Annotated in this window: 12 protein-coding genes; 7 read left to right on the forward strand and 5 right to left on the reverse strand. The window is 62.9% G+C overall.

The genetic code is table 11. The annotated features are described in order from the left end of the window. Nucleotides 1-8 precede the first annotated feature (8 nt). A complete protein-coding gene (locus DNK59_RS18555; RefSeq protein ID WP_110725482.1) occupies nucleotides 9-1,502 on the forward strand; it encodes a TolC family outer membrane protein in 1,494 nt (497 codons plus the stop codon). 80 nt (nucleotides 1,503-1,582) lie between these two features. Next, nucleotides 1,583-4,819, forward strand: a complete 3,237-nt coding sequence (locus tag DNK59_RS18560) for an ATP-binding protein (RefSeq protein ID WP_110725483.1) — start codon at nucleotides 1,583-1,585, stop codon at nucleotides 4,817-4,819. Here the strand turns inward: DNK59_RS18560 and DNK59_RS18565 are convergent. Together DNK59_RS18565 and DNK59_RS18570 are read right to left on the reverse strand one after the other, a co-directional pair. Further along, nucleotides 4,816-5,733 carry a LysR family transcriptional regulator gene (locus DNK59_RS18565; protein WP_110725484.1) on the reverse strand — a complete coding sequence of 306 codons (918 nt, stop codon included), beginning with the start codon at nucleotides 5,731-5,733 and terminating at the stop codon, nucleotides 4,816-4,818. The genes DNK59_RS18560 and DNK59_RS18565 overlap by 4 nt on opposite strands. 20 nt (nucleotides 5,734-5,753) lie before the next feature. Then, nucleotides 5,754-6,734, reverse strand: a complete 981-nt coding sequence (locus tag DNK59_RS18570; protein WP_110725485.1) for a two-component system response regulator — start codon at nucleotides 6,732-6,734, stop codon at nucleotides 5,754-5,756. 225 nt (nucleotides 6,735-6,959) lie between these two features. On the opposite strand from DNK59_RS18570, the gene DNK59_RS18575 reads away from it, so the two are divergent. The 4 genes from DNK59_RS18575 to DNK59_RS18590 all read left to right on the forward strand — a co-directional run bounded on the left by DNK59_RS18575 (nucleotide 6,960) and on the right by DNK59_RS18590 (nucleotide 11,564). After that, complete coding sequence (locus tag DNK59_RS18575) at nucleotides 6,960-8,651, forward strand: SulP family inorganic anion transporter (RefSeq protein WP_110725486.1); 1,692 nt, start codon at nucleotides 6,960-6,962, stop codon at nucleotides 8,649-8,651. Nucleotides 8,652-8,911: 260 nt separating this feature from the next. Then, nucleotides 8,912-9,772 (forward strand): RNA ligase family protein, encoded by an 861-nt coding sequence (locus DNK59_RS18580; RefSeq protein WP_110725487.1) that lies wholly within the window; start codon nucleotides 8,912-8,914, stop codon nucleotides 9,770-9,772. Between the two features lie 14 nt (nucleotides 9,773-9,786). After that, nucleotides 9,787-10,932: an AAA family ATPase gene (locus DNK59_RS18585; protein WP_110725488.1), complete on the forward strand. Its 1,146-nt coding sequence runs from the start codon at nucleotides 9,787-9,789 to the stop codon at nucleotides 10,930-10,932. A 119-nt stretch (nucleotides 10,933-11,051) separates the two neighbouring features. Further along, nucleotides 11,052-11,564 (forward strand): Imm15 family immunity protein, encoded by a 513-nt coding sequence (locus DNK59_RS18590; RefSeq protein WP_256596454.1) that lies wholly within the window; start codon nucleotides 11,052-11,054, stop codon nucleotides 11,562-11,564. Nucleotides 11,565-11,614: 50 nt separating this feature from the next. On the opposite strand, the gene DNK59_RS18595 is transcribed toward DNK59_RS18590, so the two are convergent. The 3 genes from DNK59_RS18595 to DNK59_RS18605 all read right to left on the reverse strand — a co-directional run bounded on the left by DNK59_RS18595 (nucleotide 11,615) and on the right by DNK59_RS18605 (nucleotide 14,123). After that, the gene (locus tag DNK59_RS18595) at nucleotides 11,615-11,809 is read right to left on the reverse strand and encodes a hypothetical protein (protein ID WP_110725490.1); all 195 of its coding nucleotides are present in this window, start codon (nucleotides 11,807-11,809) and stop codon (nucleotides 11,615-11,617) included. Further along, a complete protein-coding gene (locus tag DNK59_RS18600) occupies nucleotides 11,806-13,245 on the reverse strand; it encodes an efflux transporter outer membrane subunit (RefSeq protein ID WP_110725491.1) in 1,440 nt (479 codons plus the stop codon). The genes DNK59_RS18595 and DNK59_RS18600 overlap by 4 nt, the downstream gene beginning before the upstream one ends. 62 nt (nucleotides 13,246-13,307) lie before the next feature. Next, the gene (locus DNK59_RS18605; protein WP_110725492.1) at nucleotides 13,308-14,123 is read right to left on the reverse strand and encodes a helix-turn-helix transcriptional regulator; all 816 of its coding nucleotides are present in this window, start codon (nucleotides 14,121-14,123) and stop codon (nucleotides 13,308-13,310) included. Nucleotides 14,124-14,446: 323 nt separating this feature from the next. Between DNK59_RS18605 and DNK59_RS18610 the strand changes: the two genes are divergently transcribed. Further along, entirely contained in the window at nucleotides 14,447-16,144 is a 1,698-nt protein-coding gene (locus tag DNK59_RS18610; protein WP_016963420.1) for a cyclic peptide export ABC transporter, read from the forward strand. The last annotated feature ends 141 nt before the right edge of the window (nucleotides 16,145-16,285 follow it).

A 16,285-nucleotide genomic window follows, 5' to 3' on the forward strand; every position in this document is an offset into this window, starting at 1 on the left:
ATCCAACCATGAGCAAACCCATGAATTCGCGGCAGCGAGCCCTGGCCGGCTGGCTGCTGGTCGTCCCGCTGCTGGTGGTGCCGGTGGCGCAGGCGGCCACCTTGTACCGGCAAGACTCGGCACAACCTTCGCCAGCCCATCTGCCACTACAGCCGCCCCAGGCGCTGCCCAGCGACCTGTGGCGGGTGTACCTGGATGCCCGGCAGAACAACAGCGAGCTGGCGGCGGCCCAGGCCGACCAGGCCGCCCGCGCCGAGGCGGTGCCCCAGGCCAGGGCCGGCCTGCTGCCAAGCCTGTCCGCCAGCGCCGATCTCAATACCACCAGCACCTCCCTGCAGCAGCCACGGCAGGACACCCGGCGCAGTGGCAGCAGTTACCAGGCAGTGCTGAACCAGCCGATATTCCGCGCCGATCGCTGGTTCACCTTCAAGGCGGCGCAAGCCGAAGACCAGCAGGCCCAGCTGGAGCTGGCCGCGGCTGAGCAAAAACTCATGTTCGACAGCGCCCAGGCCTATTTCGGCCTGCTCAAGGCCCAGGACGCCCTGGCGGCGGCCAAGGCCGAAGAGGCGGCGCTCAAGCGCCAGCAGCAACTGGCCGAGCGCGGCTTGCAACTGGGCCTGTCGGACCGCACCGATGTGCTCCAGGCCCAGGCCGGGCACGACACCGCGCGGGCCAACCGCATCGTGGCGCAGAAGCAGACCGACGACGCCTTCCAGGCCCTGGACACCCTGACGCATCAGCAGTACCCGGCGATCCAGGGGCTGCGCCACGACATGCCGGTGCTGTTGCCCGAACCCAATGACGCCGGACGCTGGGTGGACACCGCGGTGCGCCAGAACCTGAGCCTGCAGGCCAGCCAGTACGCCCTGGAGGCGACGCAGCAGACCCTGAGCGCGCGCAAGGCCGGGCACGCGCCGACCCTGGACGCGGTGCTGCGCTACCAGATCGGTGACAACGACGCCCTGGGTTACGGCAACAGCGATATCCGTGGCAACGGCTACGGCGGCAACGTCGAGCAGCGCACGGTCGGGCTGCAGTTGAACATTCCGCTGTTCAGCGGCGGCCAGACCCGCTCCCAGGTGCGCGAAGCCCACCAGCGGATGAACCAGCGCGAATACCTCAACGACGGCTTGCGCCGTCAAGTGGTGGAGCAGACCCGCAACCTGCATCGCGGCCTCAACAGTGCGGTCGATCAGGTGCAGGCGCGGCGCCAGTCGATCATTTCCAACCAGGGCGCGGTGCTGGCCTCGCAGATGGGCTTTCAGGTCGGCACCCGCAACATCGTCGATGTGCTGGAGGCGCAGCGTCAGCTGTACAACGCCGTGCGCCAGTACAACAACAGCCGCTACGACTACATCCTCGACACCCTGCGGCTCAAGCAAGCGGTGGGAACCTTGTCGCCCCAGGACCTCAAGGCGCTTGGTGATTACCTCAAGGCCGACTACGATCCGGACCTGGATTTTCTGCCGCCGGAGTTTCCACGTCGGTTGGCAAAACCCTGACAGGGCCTGGCGATGCACCGGGCAGGGGGGAGGCGGGAAGGTTTTATTCAAGGTAAAGGGGCGAGCGGTTGTACGGGTTATTGGACTTCTTCGACAGTCACAAGCGCTGCTGTTATGCCCTGGGCGTGGTGGTCGCCGTCGGCGCCGCGATGGCGCTGGGCAACTACTACCGGGTGCAGGTCGAAGAGGTCTACCGGGCCAGTATCCAGATGCAGGCCCGGGAGCAGGCCGAGGACCTGGAGCAATGGAAATCCAACGGTTTTGCCATTGGCGCATTGTCCATCCTCGGGCGCCACAACCCCTGGCTCAAGCGCATCGTGCTGGAGCCTGCGCCCTCTGCCGAGCTGATGGAGCGGGCCACCATGCCTCTCAAGACCCTGTCCCTGGTGGTGGATGCCAACCATGCGTTTGTCCTCAACCGGGACGGGGTGGTGGTGGCCGCCTACGACCAGCAGGGACAGACGCCCCTGGGGCTGAATGTGGCCTTCCGTCCCTACTTCAAAGTGGCCCTCGATGGCGGCAGCAGTGTCTACGGCGCCATCAGCACCAGTACTGGCACGCGCATGTTCTACATGGCGGTGCCGATCTTCGAGTCGCGTACGCGCCAGGACAAGGTGATCGGGGTGCTGGTGGCGCGGTTTGACGCCGATCGGCTCGACGCCAGCCTGAGCAAGCCGTACAGCGCCGACCTGCAGATGATCCTGTCCCCCAGTGGCGTGGTGCTGGCCGCCAGTTCCGCGGATTTGGTCCTCAAGTCCGACCGCGCCTGGCCCTGGAACCGCTTCACCGGGGAGATCCGCCGCCAGTTCGGCGACTATCGCTTTGCCAACGGGGTGCCCGAGCGCTTGCCCTTCGATGCCCAGCAGCCGGTGGTGCGGCTGGACGGCCGGCGCTACAGCCTGTCTCGGGTGGATTTCGACTGGAATGACCCGAGCGGTCCCTGGACCCTGATCACCCTGGGCGACCTGGATGCACTGTTGCCGGCGGAACAGGTGCTGCTGATCGAGGGCTTGAGTGCCCTGGTGTTCCTGCTGTTGCTGTGGGGCGGGCTGCGGCGCCTGGCCGACGCCCGCCGACACAAGCGTGACGTGGCGCAGATCGAACAGAGCGAACAGCGCCTGGACATGGCCCTGCAAAGCGGGGCCCTGGGCTTGTGGGACTGGAACCTGCGCCTGGGGACCGTCATCAACAACGATGTCTGGCTGCAGATCCTCGGCTACAGCAAACAGCAGATGGAACAGGCCTTCGGCCATGGCCTGGAGCGCTGGACCGCGCTGGTGCACCCGGATGACTACGAGCCGGTGATGGCCCGGCTCAAGGCGCACCTGAACGATGAAGTCGGCGAATATCGCGCCGAATACCGCATGCGTAACAAAGACGGGCAATGGCTGTGGGTGCTGGACATCGGCAAGATCATGCAGCGTGACGCCAGTGGCGCGCCGACACGGGTTACCGGGGTGCTGCAGGACATCAGCGAGCGCAAGGCGGTGGAAGCGCAAGTCCAGCAATCGCGACGCGATGCCGAGCGGGCGACCCAGGCCAAGTCGGAGTTTCTCGACTGCATGTCCCATGAAATCCGCACCCCGCTGAACGCGATCATCGGCATGGCCCATCTGGCACTGGACTTGCCGCTGGAACCGGTGCAGCGCGACTACATCGAAAAGATCGACCGCGCGGCCAAGCACCTGATGGGCACCATCAACGGCGTGCTGGATCTGTCGAAGATCGAGGCCGGCAAGCTGAGCCTGGAGCAAACCGACTTTGACCTGCGGGAGCTGGTGGACGATGTGTTGCTGCTGGTTCGCCAGCGCGCAGAGGAAAAGGCGCTGCGGCTGCAGTTGGATATTCCGGCATCACTGCCGCGCCGCTATGTCGGTGATCCACTGCGTCTGGCCCAGGTGCTGACCAACCTGGTGGACAACTCGATCAAGTTCACCGCGGCCGGCCATGTCTGTATCGGCGTGTGCCTGGTGCGTCAGTGGGATCAACAGGCCCTGCTGTGCTTCAGCGTCAGCGACACGGGAGTCGGCATCAGCGACGAGCAGCAGGCGCGTTTGTTCAATGCCTTTGTCCAGGCCGACCGGTCCATCAGTCGGCGTTACGGCGGCAGCGGCCTGGGGCTGACCATCTCGAAGAAAATCGTGCAACTGATGCAGGGCGATATCGGGGTCGACAGCCAGCCGGGGCAGGGTGCGACGTTCAAGTTCAGCGTGCAGTTGGGGCTGGCGCCGCCAGCGCTTGAGCAAGGGCGCGCCTCAAGCGGCGCAGTACCTGCTGGGCCAGCGATGAGCGAGGTTGCGGGGCCGGCCCTGGTCAATACCCCGGCACGCGGGCTGGCGGGGAAACGGCTGCTGGTGGTGGAGGATAACCACCTCAACCGGGAGGTGTTGCAGGGCCTGTTGCAGCGCGTCGGGGTCCAGGTGGTGCTGGCGGCGAATGGTGCCGAGGCCTTGCGCCTGTTGCTGGAGCAGGGGCATTTCGATGCCGTGCTGATGGATTGCCAGATGCCGCTCATGGACGGCTTCGACACCACGCGGCAGATTCGTGGCTACCGTCACTTGCAGTCGCTGCCGATCATTGCCGTGACCGCCAGTCACCGGAACGATGTGCAGGGCAGGGCGCTGGCGGCCGGCATGAACGATCTGCTGAGCAAGCCCCTGGAAGTCGCGGCGTTCTATCGGACCCTGGCGCGCTGGATCGGCGCCATGGACATACCGCTGGCGCAGAGCCCGTCGCTGCCGAGCGCAAGCCTCTTGCCCCCGGCCTGCGAAGGCATCGACACCGCGCTGGGGCTGGCGGTGGTGAACCAGGACCTGGCCCTGCACCGCAAGCTCTTGGCCGACTTTCGTGACGGCCAGCAGCAGGTCATCGAGCGCTTGTGGCAGGCCCATGCCGCCCAAGACGCGGCCGCCATCGGTTTTCTGGCCCACAGCCTGCGGGGCAATGCCGGGAGCATCGGCGCCACGGCGGTCAAGCAAGCCGCCGCGCAGCTGGAGGAACAGGCGGCCGGGCCTCCAGCAGCCCTGGGGCCGCTGATCGAACATCTGGCGCAGTGCCTGGAGCCGGTGCTGGCCGGCCTGGCGTCCCTAGTGGCGGACGAGGATCCGGCAGCGCCGGGCCAGCCACTGGATGCCGAGCAGATGTTGGCGCTGGAACGGCTGGCCAAGTTGCTGCGCAGCCATAATGCCCAGGCCCTGGCGCTGATCGATGAGCTGTACGAGCAATGCCCGTGCGGCCCGCTGCGGGCGATTCAAGAGCGGATCTACCGCCTGGAGTTCCAGCAGGCCCTGGAGCTGCTGCTGGATTTGCAGGGCTAGCGGGTGTTCTGGGCCAGCGCCTGATAACGGGCCATGCGGTCAGTGCAGTGCTCGACCAGGCATTGGTGCAAGGCGCGCAACGACGCAGTGATCTGCGAGCGGTGCGAAACCACCAGATTCAGCGGCGCAGGGTCCGATTGCCAGCCGGGCAGCAGCGCCAGCAAGCGCCCGGCGAGCAGGTCCTCGACGACATTCAGCAGCGGCAGGTTGACCACACCGTGGCCGGCCACGGCCCAGCGCCGTGCGGCATCGCCATCATCACAGCAAAAGTGCCCTTGCACCGGCACGTCCTCGACCTTGCCGGCGCCATGGAAACGCCAGCGACTCTCCGGGCGGCCGATGCTGTGGCAGATGATGCATTCGTGTTCGCTCAACTGTTGCGGCGACTCGGGCTGGCCATGTTCAGCCAGGTAAGCGGGTGCGGCGCAGGCGATGAAGCAATGCTGCTTGAGCACTGGCAGCTCGACCAGGTCCAGCGCCTGGTTGTGGCCGTAGCGCAATGCCGCATCGAAGCGCCCCTTGAGCAGGTCTTCCTGCTTGTCGCTCAGCGCCAGCTTGATGTACATGCCTGGCCGCTCCTGCTTGAGCCGGGCCAGCATGTCCAGCAGCAGGTTGCGGCCCAGGTCGGAAGACACCGTGAGTTCCAGCATGCCGTCATCGTGGCGCAACGAACGCTTGCCGTTGGCCAGGATCTTCAGCGCGTGCTGGGCACTGTCCAGGTAGCGTGCGCCTTCGGGGGTGAGCTTCATGGTGCGGGTGGAGCGGGTGAACAGCCGCACCCCGAGACGGTTTTCCAGGCGCTTGAGCCCCAGGCTGGCGGCCGCCGGGGTGATCGACATGACCCGGGCGGCAGGGGACAAACCCTGCAGCTCGGCGATCAGAATGAACAGTTCCAGATCCGCGAAGTTAGGCATTGGCCAGGCTCACCGTACGTTCACCGGCCAAAAAAGCTCTGTGACGAACCGAGCAAGGCCGCCGCCAGCAACTGCGGCGCGCCGTCGATGCATTGCTCGAACCCGGGCTGGCGGTACAGCTGGGCCATGGCGTGGGCATGGCGACTGTGAAGGTCCTCTGTACCGGCCTGCAGCAGGCTCAGGTGGTAGTTCAGCACCAGGGCAAACAGATAGGCCGACACTGGCAACTGTTCGCCGCTTTGCAGCTCCCCGGGGGCCTTGAGCAAGGCGTCGGCGTGGGTGATTTCCCAGGCGAGGTTGAGGATCGGGTCTTCCGGCTCGGCGTGGGCGAGGATCTCTTCGATCAGCAGCCTGCTCTGGCCCAGTGCCTGATCGATGCGGCTGTGGGGCTGATTGAGGCCCATCAGCGCCAGGCAGGCGGCGCTGCGAAAGGCCGCGGGGGCGTGCCGGCTCGGGCTCTGGCGCAACAGGATCGACAGGGTGTCGAGCAGGGCATCGAGGCGAATCTGCGGGTTGTCGGCCAGTTGCAGGGTCAATGCACTGATAAAGCCGTCACGCATGTGGCTGCCGGCGCCAGGTTCGGCCGCCGCTTGCGGGCCATGCAGGGGCTTGTTGCGGTAGCCCAGCTGCGTGGCCACCCGGGCCAGGACCACCGGCGGTGAAATCGGCTTGGCGATGTAGTCGGCGGCGCCCAGCAGCAGCCCCAGGCGTTCGTCTTCAACGCTGCTGCGCGAGGTGAGGAAAATCACCGGAATGCTTGCGGTGGCCGGGTGGCTCTTGAGCTCGCTGAGCACCTGGAAGCCATCCATCTCGGGCATCAGGATGTCGAGAATGATCAGATCGGGACTGGCACTGCGCGCCAGGGCCAGGCCGCGCTCGCTGTTCTTGGCCAGTAGCACTTCATATTCGCAGGTCAAGGTTTTCGACAGCACGATCAACGACTGCGGGTCGTCGTCGATCGCCAGGAGGGTATAGGGCTTGGGAGCATGCTCTGCGGGCATGACGAGGGGGCCTGAACAAAAGAGGCCGGCAGTCTAGCGTATTTGCTTTATGGGCACCTAGCGTCGAGCTGCCGCAGTCGATGCGTCCTGGGGTCGCTGTTGGGAAGCAAAAGCTGCTCCAGCTCATGGCACTAAGTTGCGCGATCCGCTTGAATAGCGCCCCGTATCGCCTGGCTGCCCGGGCGTAGCCAAAGCATGAAACGGATTATTTCGAAAGGACCCGGCATGTCGTTATCCCGCTGTCTATCTGGCCTGTCCAACTTGTTGCACTACCGCCGCGCATGGTTGCGCGCCGACCTGCGGGCCGGGTTGTCGGTGGCGGCTATTCAGATCCCGATCGCCATCGCCTATGCGCAGATCGTCGGCCTGCCACCGCAGTACGGGCTTTACGCCTGTGTGCTGCCGATGATCGTCTATGCCTTGATCGGCAGCTCACGGCAACTGATGGTCGGCCCCGATGCCGCCACTTGCGCCATGCTCGGCGGGGCCGTGGCGCCCTTGGCCATGGGCGACCTGCAGCGTACCGTCGAATTGTCGATGATCGTCACCGTGCTGGTGGGCCTGATGCTGATTGCCGCCGGGATCGCCCGGGCGGGCTTTATCGCCAGCTTCTTCTCGCGGCCGATCCTCATCGGCTACCTCAACGGCATCGGTCTGAGCCTGATCGCCGGGCAAATGGGCAAGGTGGTGGGCTTCAAGATCGAAGGCGAGGGCTTCATTCTGGGGCTGGCGGACTTTCTCCAGCGTCTGGGGGAGATCCATGCCCTGACCCTGGCCGTTGGCCTGGCCAGCCTGGGCCTGTTGATCTGGCTGCCGCGACGCTACCCGCGCCTGCCGGCAGCGCTGGTGACGGTGGCGGTGTTCACCTTGCTGGCCGGGCTATTGGGCTTGGACCGCTTCGGGGTGGCGATTCTTGGTCATGTACCGGCCGGGATTCCAGAGTTGTCCTGGCCCAAGACCACCCTGGAGGAAAGCAAGAGCCTGCTGCGCGACGCGCTGGGCATCGCCACCGTGAGTTTCTGCAGCGCCATGCTCACCGCCCGCAGCTTCGCCGCGCGTCATGGCTACGCAATCAACGCCAACCATGAGTTCATCGCCCTGGGCATGAGCAACCTCGCCGCTGGCGCCTCCCAGGGCTTTGCCATCAGCGGTGCGGATTCGCGCACCGCGGTCAATGACATGGCCGGAGGCAAGAGCCAACTGGTGGGGATTATCGCCGCCTTGGCGATCGCGTTGATCCTGCTGTTCTTCACCGCGCCCATGGCCTGGATTCCGCAAGCAGCGCTGGGCGCGGTGCTGCTGATGGCGGGCTGGGGCTTGATCGATGTGAAGTCCCTCAAGCAGATCTACTCGCTCAGCCGCTTCGAGTTCTGGCTGTGCCTGCTGACCACCGTCAGCGTGCTGGGGCTGGGCGTGCTGCCGGGCATCATGTTCGCCGTGACCCTGGCCATCCTGCGCCTGCTATACAGCATCTACCAACCCACCGACGCGGTGCTGGGCTGGATGCCGGGCATCGAAGGCCAGGTGGACATCCGCCAGTACCCGCAAGCCCGCACTGTTCCTGGCCTGGTGGTGTACCGCTTCGACGACGCGATCCTGTTCTTCAACGCCGACTACTTCAAGATGCGCCTGCTGGAAACCGTGCAGCGCGAGAGCCAGGCCGAGGTGGTGCTGTTCAATGCCGAGGCGGTGACCGATATCGATGTCAGCGGCATCGCGGTGCTGCGGGAAATCCGCGAAACCCTGGCCGCCCAAGGCATCTACTTCGCGATCGCCCGTGCCCGCGGTACTTTCCTGACGATGCTGCAACGCTCGGGGATGACCCGGGAAATGGACGGCCAGTTGCTGTTCAGTTCGGTGCGTTCGGGGATCAGGGCCTACCGCATATGGCGCAACAGCATGCACGGCAAGCCATGAGGCGAAGCGGGGCGCGGCGAGGACCGGCTCCTCGCCGGTGCTTGACCTGATGCCGCTATCTGCTGTTGAATGCGCGCCGGAAAGCCTCTGCAACCTATTCTCCAAGTGGTGAAGCCAGTGCCCTACGCCAGCCAACACGCCTGATACCGACGACGGTCCATCTTGCCTGATGGCTGCCCGTGCTTGCGCGCGGCGGCGCTTGATTGCCATGCCTGCCTGATCCTGTCGTTGGTTTTTTCTCTTGTTTCGAGGACAAACCCATGCACATGGATATTCGTGCCACCGCGCACAATCTGGAACTGCTCAAATACCCCCGTACGCCCCACCTGCAAGGCTCGCGCCTGCAAGAGGGCGACACTGACACTGGCCAGGTGCGCTATGCCGCATTGGCCGGACAGTGGCTGGTGGTGGAAGAAAAACTCGATGGCGCCAACGCCGGCATCAGCTTTAGCGCCGGCGGCGAGTTGCGCCTGCAATCTCGCGGTCACTACCTCACCGGCGGTGGCCGCGAGCGTCAGTTCAATCTGTTCAAACAGTGGGCCTCGGCCCACGAGCAGTGGCTGCTGGAACGCCTGGAGGATCGCTTCGTGCTCTATGGCGAGTGGCTGCACAAGAAGCACTCGGTGTTCTACGACCACTTGCCACATTACTTCTGCGAGTTCGATGTGTGGGACCGCGCCACCGGGCTGTTCCTCTCCACCGCGGCGCGCCGGCGCCTGCTAGAAGGTGGACCGGTGCTGTCGGTGCCGGTGCTGTACGAGGGCCCGGCGCCGCGCCGGCATGCCGAGCTGCTAGCGCTGGTGGGCGATTCGCTGGCCAAGACCGCGCACTGGCGCCAGGTGTTCGAGCAGGTGGTGCACCGCGAAGGCCTCGACCTGGCCCGCGCCTGGCGCCAGTGCGACCGTTCCAGCCGCATGGAAGGCCTGTACCTGAAACTCGAGGACGAGCAGCAAACCCTTGGCCGGCTCAAGTGGGTACGCCAGGACTTCGTCCAGGCCATCCTCGATGCCGACCAGCACCATGCCGCCCAACCCTTTATCCCCAATCAACTGGCCGCCGGCGTCGATCTCTATGCGCCGCGCCTGTCCATGGACTGGCAGGGCCCACGCCACGGCTACTGAAGGAGCATCCCGATATGGATATTCGACAACTGCAACAACTGGTCCCCGAGCCGGGGCGCGACATGGACGCCGCCGCTTGCCTGGCGGCCATTCCGGCGCTGGCGCGCCTGGTCGACACACCACAAGACCCGACCTACCACGCCGAGGGCGATGTGTGGATTCATACCCGCCTGGTGGTCCAAGCATTGCTGGCCCAACCCGCCTACCAGCAGGCCAGCGCCGAGCAGCGCTTCGTGCTGTTCTTCGCTGCCCTGTTGCACGATATCGCCAAGCCCGACACCACGGTGATCGACCCGGATACCGGGCGTATCGGCCAACCCGGTCACTCGCGTCGGGGGGCGGTGGATGCGCGGCTGCTGTTGTGGCGCGCCGGAGTGCCTTTCGAGCTGCGCGAGCAGATCTGCCGCATCATCGCCGTGCACCAGGTGCCGTTTTTTGCCCTGCAAGGTGATCGCAGCGGCCGCAGCCCTGAGTTCCTGTTGCACAAATTGTCCTGGGAACTGCCGCTGTGGATGCTCTGCGCCGTCGCCGAGGCCGATATGCAGGGGCGCCACTACGCCGGCAAGGCCGATGTGCTGGATGCCATCGAACTGTGGCGCGAGCTGGCGCAGGAGGAGGGCTGCCTGCACGGACCACGGGCCTTTGCCGACGACTACACACGCATTCAGTACCTGCGTGGCGCCCGAGTCCATCCCGACTACCCGCTGCACGCGCCGCAGGGTTCCTCGGTGGTGATGCTCTCGGGCCTGCCGGCCAGCGGCAAGGACACCTGGGCCGCACAGCATCACCCGGAGCTGCCGGTGGTGTCCTTCGACGACGCCCGCCAAGCCCTGGGCCTGCGCCACGGACAGAACGAAGGCGCCGCTGCGCACTACGCCATCGACCGGGCCAAGGCCTTGCTGCGCGAGCACAGACCCTTTGTCTGGAACTCGACGCACCTGTCGGCGCAGATGCGCAACCGCACCCTGGACTTGCTCTACGGTTACGGCGCACAAGTGCAGATTCATTACCTGGAGCGCCCCGAGAGCGAGATCATGCAGCGCAACCAGAAGCGCGACACTTCGCTGCGCAACGATGATATCCGCCGCATGCTGTTCAAGTGGGAAGTGCCACTGCCGACCGAGGCGCACCGGGTTGTTTATCAGGCGGTGACGGGATGATCGGCCCTTATGGAAAGTCGTCGAGGAGGCGGTTCAACAGCCAAATGACAAAGGCGATGTGACGCTCTCGAAAAAACAGAAGAATGACTTAACAAGTACGGATGAAGCACTGCCTAAGAATGAAACTTACAGATATCTACAGCAAAATAATCAGTGAAGAACCCTATAACGATATGGACGTATTCTTTGAGAGCTACGAAAGCTTTGAAGAGTTACCGCTTGTATCAAGATACAGCCGTTTAAAGTTCTTGAAGGATGAGATGAGCGACAGCGGGGCTTCTGACTTTTTGACAGGGCTCGCTGTATTTCTTTTGAATACGTTAAGGCTGTTAGAAGTATCAAGAAGTGAAAATGTATTTTTTGCGGTGACTTTTACCGACTTTGCGGGATTGGAGGAACAAGGCGTCCTCATCCCTAATATGTTTATTTATCCAAAGCCGGCCTCGCTCGGCTTCTTGGAAAAAGTCCGAGAAAATGATGCAGGTCTTGAGTCATGGCAGATGAAGGAAGTCAAAAGGCATTTTTCCAACTGCGGCGTAGAAGCTGCTTTTGATTTTTATGAAAGTAGATTTAATGACGCTGTTTGCGCTGAGGAAACTGTAAGAATTTTTGCTGTTCCCAGGACTTGTTGACTGCAAAGAACTCGTCTGTAAAAACCACCGCGGCTGTGTGCCGGGTGGCTTCACTTTTGAGGGGTGCTCGCCAGCTTCAGGTTGGTGGCGATGTAAAACCCCTGCACCCTGCGTTTTTTCTCTTCGTGCTCACACAGCACCAGTGTGGAGTGCGGCAACGGCGCCGCCCCCAGTGTCGATTTGACCAGCATCCTTTTGCCCCCCGAGCGCAGGCGCACATATTGCCCGGGCTCGAAGGTGCTCATGGCCGCGTCTCGGCAGCGGCCAGTCGGGTCGGTTCCCCCCATGCGCCGCCGAGGGCGGTGTACAGGTTGACTTCGGCGATCAGCTGCGCCAATCGGTCGGTAATCAGCCCCTGCTGTGACGAAAACAACGAGCGCTGTGCGTCGAGGAACACCAGGTTGCTGTCCACGCCCTGGCGATAGCGGCGTTGAGCGAGGTTGTAATAGGTCTGGTCGGCCTGCACCAGGTCGCGTTGGGCGTTCAGTTGGTCGTTGTAAGTCTGGCGTGCCGCCAGTCCGTTGGAGACTTCCTGGAAGGCGGTCTGGATAGCCTTCTCGTACTGGGCCACGCCAATGTCTTTTTGCAGCTTGGCGTAGTCGAGGCTGGCGCGCAGGCTGCCGGCGTTGAAGATCGGCAGGTTGATCTGCGGCTGGAATGTCCAGCTGCCGGAGCCGCCCTTGAACAGGCTCGACAGTTGCGAACTGGACGCGCCGGCGTTGGCGGTCAGGCTGACACTGGGAAAGAACGCTGCGCGGGCCGCACCAATGTTGGCATTGGCGGACTTGAGCTGGTATTCGGCTTGCAGAATGTCGGGGCGGCGTTGCAGCAGGTCCGACGGCAGGCCGGCGGGCACCTGGGCGATCAGGTTGCTCGACAGCGGCAGGCTCGGCAGGGACTCCGGCAGTGCGGTGCCAACCAGCAACGTCAGGCTATTGCGGTCCTGGGCCACCAGTCGCTCATAGCGCGCAAGGTTGGCGCGGGCGTTTTCGACACTGGTTTGCGCCTGGGCGGCATCCAGCGATGACGCGGTACCCACCTGCAGGCTGCGGGTCGTCAGACGCAGGCTTTCCTCATAAGAGGCGAGGGTCTGGCGTGTCAGCGCGAGTAATTCCTGGTCGGCACGCCAGGTCAGGTAAGCATTGGCCACGCTGGCGACCAGGCTCAGTTCGGCACTGCGCTGGGCTTGCTCGGTGGCCAGGTACGCCTGCATCGCCTGCTCGCTGAGGCTGCGGATGCGGCCAAAGAAATCCAGCTCATAGGCACTGATGCCCAGGTTGGCGGAGTACGTCGAAGTGATCGCCGCCTTACCGGTCTTGGTAATGCTCGCCGGTACCCGCTGGCGGGTGCCGCCTGCCGTCGCCGAAACCGCCGGGAACAGGTCAGCGCGCTGGATTTGGTACTGCGCGCGGTACGCCTCGACATTCAGCGCCGCCACACGCAGGTCGCGGTTCTCGGTGAGGGCGGTCTGGATCAACTGCCGCAAGGCGGGGTCATGGAACAACGTGCGCCAGCCCTGGCGGGCAACGTCTTCGCTGACGCTACCTGCAGCGGCAGCATAGGCTGGGCCTTGCGGGTATTGCGTGGTCACCGGAGCTGCCGGTTGCTGGTAGTCAGGGATCAGTGAGCACCCGCTCAGTGCCACTGCAACCGCCACCGCAGAGAAAGCAAACTTGTTCATTGGCCAGCCTCATGCAAAGGGAAAAACGGGTTGCAGCGCAGTAACCCGTTTCTTGAATGTCGTTAGGTGCCGACCGTCCACTTGGTCAATCCGTGTCGGCCGCTGACCCCAAGCTTTGCTGTCGCACGCTTGAGATAGGTTTCGATAGAGCTGTTCTTGAGACGTAATTTCTCGGCTATTTCCGGCACGGTTCCGCCGTTGAGCAAGCCGAGGCAAACTTCCTGTTCGCGGGTTGAGAGCGTGACATCGCACAGCGACAGACGTTTTTGAAACTCACGATGAATGTGCGACGGTTCGGTGTCGCTGAGCGGGGTCGCCATCCAGCTGCCCATCTTGCGCAGCGCACTTTGGCGGCTGAACTGGGCATAGCTTTCAATCAATGGCAGCAAGGCTTCGGAGAGGTTTTTCAGCAGCGACAATTCACTCAAGGAAAAATCCTTCTGCGTATGGGACCGATACAGCGTCACCACGCAGCGCCGGCTGCCATCGCGCGATACCAGGGTGCACTCGTGCGCCGCAACGCGTGACACCTTGCCCGCTGCCCCTTTGGTTCGCGTATTCAGGCGGATCAGCAACGAGCCCTCCATCTCCTGCACTTCCTTGAGCAGGGGAGGGTTGGCAGTGGCGCTGCTCGCTTGTTGGACGGGGATGTCGGCGGGGTTGCCGGCCGTGCCCAGAGGCTTGATATCGATCAGGCTGTTGTTTGACTTGTCCAGGGTCCACTCGCTGAGTGTCAACGCCGTGACCGGCAGGAGCTTGGCGATCAGCTTGAGCATATTGAGTGCGAAGTGATCCTGGTCGGTACTGGAAACCAATTCGCCGAGTACGAAATAGAAGTGCGGGCTGTCCGCATTTTGCATGCTGCTCGTCATTTCCATAGTCCAATCATCCTTGATGGCGCTGTTCTTTTAAGAGGTGGGTGAGCGATCAGAGCAGCCACCTTTCACTCCTTAGGGGTCCGGCTCGGGACCGTATTAGGCCCATTCACGCTGCGCCGGTCTGCAATGGAAAGAGGGGACATTCGGAGGGGCCATCCGCCTCGGTGGTGTGTATTTGTCTCGGTCCGCGTTTTGTACAGGCTTTCGGGGACAGCCGAATTTGCGCCAATCCGTACACTTGGCGGCGCCGGCAACAGGGCCGGTAGCAGCGGCCTTGTCTGGCGGGCCATGCGCGGTCTTGCGTGTATTTGAGGAGTTGGTCCATGAACAAAAAGCATGAGAAGCCGCCCAAGCCGGGCTCGGTCTTGCGCCTGCTTTGGCAAAATCATCCCTGGCTGGCGTTCTTTTCCCTGGTCACCGGCATCGTCAGTGGTGTGGCGGCGATCGCGGTGGTCAACGTGGTCAACCAGGCTATTTACGAGCAGGGATCGCGCTTGCACCTGCTGTATTGGTTTATTGGCTTGAGCGTGGTGGCGCTGGCGTTTCGTAACGGCGCGACCTTGTTTCCCGCTTACGCCAACATGAAGCTGATGACGCGCCTGCGCATCGCGCTGTGCCAGAAAATCCTCTCGTCGCCCCTTGAAGAAGTCGATCGGCGCGGCCCACCCAATGTGCTGACACTGCTGACCACTGATATTCCGCAACTCAACGCCACCTTGTTGGTGATGCCGGTGATGCTGGTGGAAGCCACGGTATTCATGTTCGGCCTGGCCTACCTGGCCTACCTGTCATGGACGGTGTTTGCGTTGACGCTGGCGCTATTGGTGCTGGGCGCCATGTTGTATGTGTTTCTGTTCCTTGGCGGGGTGAAGTTCACTGGCCGTGTGCGTGATGAGTTCACTGCCTTCAACGAGCATACCCATGGTCTGGTCTTTGGCCTCAAGGAGCTCAAGCTCAACGGTATCCGTCGGCGCTGGTTTGGTCGTTCGGCGATCAAGGAATCGTCGACGCGGGTAGCGCGTTTCAACTTCATCGAGCACCTGTGGTACCTCGGCGCGGAAAACATGGGGCTGGTCACTCAGTCCTTGCTGATTGGCAGCCTGGTGTTTGCCTTGCCGCTGCTGACCGTCACCGACAGTCAGGTGCTGACCGCCAGCGTCCTGACCGTGATGTACATCCTCGGGCCGCTGGGCCTGTTGATCAGCACTATGCCGGTGGTAGCGCAGGGCCGGATTGCGATCACCCGCCTGGCCGATTTCGGCTTCCTGATCAATGAGCACCATGCCGAGCAAGGCGAGCCGGAAACCAGCAATGTCCTGCGCCTTGAGCACAAAAAGCACTGGCAGGAAATCACCCTCAAAGGCGTGGTGATGAACTACCGCGGTGCCGACGCCGAGAGCGGCTTTGCCCTCGGGCCGGTTGACCTGACCATCAACAGTGGTGAGCTGATCTACATCATTGGTGGCAATGGCTGCGGCAAAAGTACCCTGGTCAAGGCATTGTGCGGGTTGTACGTGCCTCAGTCCGGGCAGATTCTGCTGGATGGCGTTGCCGTCACTGATGACAACCGCAGCGATTACCGCGATCTGTTTTCCGCAGTGTTCAGCGACTTTCATCTGTTCAACCGGTTGATTGGTCCGGAAGGCGAAGAGGTCAACCCGGACCTGGCGCAAAAGTACCTCGGCGCCCTGGGCTTGGCCGACAAGATCAAGATCGAAGGGCTGGGTTATTCCACTACCAAAGAGCTGTCCTACGGCCAGCAGAAACGCCTGGCCCTGGTGTGTGCCTACATGGAAGACCGCCCGGTGTATGTGCTTGACGAGTGGGCGGCAGACCAGGATCCACCCTTCAAGCGCTTCTTCTATGAAGAGTTGCTGCCGGAACTCAAACGCCGCGGCAAGACCATTCTGATCATCACTCATGATGATCAATACTTCCAGTTGGCCGATCGTGTGATCAAGCTGCTGGATGGCCATATCGTCTCCGATGTAAGCCTCGTCGCCCAGGATCGCCGCGCCTGATTCAAGCGTTGGCGCAAGCCGTCTTTTTGCACGACACCGGTAGCCTTCAGGGCGATCGGTCTCGTGCTTTTTTTTGCATTAAAAAAGCCATGTTTATCAATTAAATAGCGGCGATTTTGCAAAATATTTCGATGCCCGACA

This window comes from Pseudomonas sp. TKO26, from assembly GCF_003225665.1.
Lineage (GTDB): Bacteria > Pseudomonadota > Gammaproteobacteria > Pseudomonadales > Pseudomonadaceae > Aquipseudomonas > Aquipseudomonas saponiphila.